Here is a 1,717-nt window from a genome sequence, read left to right on the forward strand (position 1 = left end):
GAGCCCGGCCTCGGTGTACGCGCCGAACGGACCGGTGGCGGCGGCCCCGGCCAGCTCGGCCCTGACCACCGCGGCGCGCTCGGGATCGGCGGCCTCCGCCCGGTCGGCGTAGAACAGCGCGGTCGGGTCGTCGGCGCCGGCGAGCCCGGTCGCGAAGGCCGCGATCAGCTCGCGCTCGGCCTGCGACGCGTGCTGCACCGAGACGGGGCGGAACAGCGCGTCGAAGCTCGCCTGCAGCTGCTCGCGCGTGATCGGACGGCGCCGCCGCAGCGCGTCGAGCCCCGGCGTCACCTCCGCGATGCGGTCGACGATGTCGTCGGTCATGCGTTCTCCTTGAGGGTCGTGTCCGCGGGGGACGGGGTGAGGGCGTAGCCGAGTGCCGGGGCGACCTCGGCGGCGAACAGCTCGATCGAGCGCAGCACGTGCTCGTGGGGCGCGTCGACCGAGTGCACCTGGAACGCGACCTCGGTCGCGCGGGACAGCGTCGCGTCGTCCGCGAGCGAGGCGGCCACCTCCTCCGGCGTGCCCAGGTGGGTGTCGAGCGCGGCGATCAGGTCGTCGAGGTCGTCGCCCGGGATCGTCTGCCCCTGGCGGCGGAAGCCCTCCGCGGCGCGCCGCAGCCCGACCTCCGCGAACCGCAGCGCCTCGGCCCTGTCATCCGCCACGAACACGGTGCGCGAGGCCGTGATGCGCGGCGTGACGCCGGCCGGCAGCGCATCGAGGTAGGCGTCGATGATGGGGTCCTGCAGCTCCGACAGCGGCGCGCGGAGGCGCTCGGCCGTGCGCGGCTGCGTGCGCGAGAGCAGCAGCCCGTGGCCGTGCACACCCGCGCGGCTCCCGCCCGCGGCCGAGAACGTCGCCTGCCAGACGCGTGAGGCGAGGTCGCCCGGGTCGGGGTACAGGGTGTTGTCGCCGCCGACGTCCTCACCCGCAAGCGCGTCGAGCAGCACGCGCAGCTTGCGGTCGTACGTGGCGGCCTTGTCGCGCACGTCCTCCCCGAACGGTACGAACGACGAGGGCGTGCCCCCGCTGCCGAGCCCGAGATCGAGACGCCCGCCGGAGAGCAGGTCGGCGACCACCGCATCCTCCGCCACGCGCACCGGGTCTTCCAGGGGCAGCGTGATCACCCCGGTGCCGAGCCGGAGGCGGTTCGTATGCGCGGCCGCGTGCGCCAGGAACACGAGCGGCGACGGCATCCCGCCCTCCGCGGCGCGGAAGTGATGCTGCGCGACCCATGCACGACCGATGCCGTGCCGCTCCGCGTGCTGGAGCTGCGCCGTGGCCAGCGCGTAGCGATCGGCGGGCGACGCATCGTCGAGCAGACGGGTGAAGAACGCCACGGTGGGTGCGGCGGCTGGTGCGGTCATGCGAGGACCTCTCGGCTCTGGGGAGCGTCGCCGACGCCGGGCACGGCGGCGAGCAGCTCCCTGGTGTACTCGTGCTGCGGGTCGTGGAACAGCTCCTCGGTCCGGCCCTCCTCCACCACACGACCGCGGCGCATGACCGACACCGTGTGACTGATGCGCCGCACCACCGCGAGGTCGTGCGAGATGAAGAGGTAGGTGAGCCCGAGCTCGGCCTGCAGCGAGGTGAGCAGCTCGAGGATGCGGGCCTGCACCGTCACGTCGAGCGCGGACACCGCCTCGTCGAGCACCACGATCTCCGGGTCGATCGCGAGGGCACGGGCGATCGCGACGCGCTGCCGCTGCCCGCCCGA

At 74.3% G+C, this 1,717-nt stretch carries 2 protein-coding genes and 1 pseudogene; all 3 read right to left on the bottom strand.

Features of this window, described 5'->3' with window-relative positions:
- A pseudogene (locus tag DW309_RS00125) lies at nucleotides 1–324 on the bottom strand (CMD domain protein); the annotation flags it as partial.
- Nucleotides 321–1,367: a putative FMN-dependent luciferase-like monooxygenase gene (locus DW309_RS00130; RefSeq protein WP_136044170.1), complete on the bottom strand. Its 1,047-nt coding sequence runs from the start codon at nucleotides 1,365–1,367 to the stop codon at nucleotides 321–323. The pseudogene DW309_RS00125 and the gene DW309_RS00130, both read right to left, overlap by 4 nt.
- A partial coding sequence (locus DW309_RS00135; protein WP_136044171.1) for an ATP-binding cassette domain-containing protein occupies nucleotides 1,364–1,717 on the bottom strand: 354 nt, incomplete at its 5' end. The genes DW309_RS00135 and DW309_RS00130, both read right to left, overlap by 4 nt.

This window comes from Microbacterium sp. K41, assembly GCF_004794395.1.
GTDB classification, from domain to species: Bacteria; Actinomycetota; Actinomycetes; order Actinomycetales; family Microbacteriaceae; genus Microbacterium; species Microbacterium sufflavum.

Excerpts from the sequence above, each read along its gene's own strand:
- DW309_RS00130 (WP_136044170.1), bottom strand. The coding sequence starts at position 1,367 with ATGACCGCACCAGCCGCCGCACCCACCGTGGCGTTCTTCACCCGTCTG.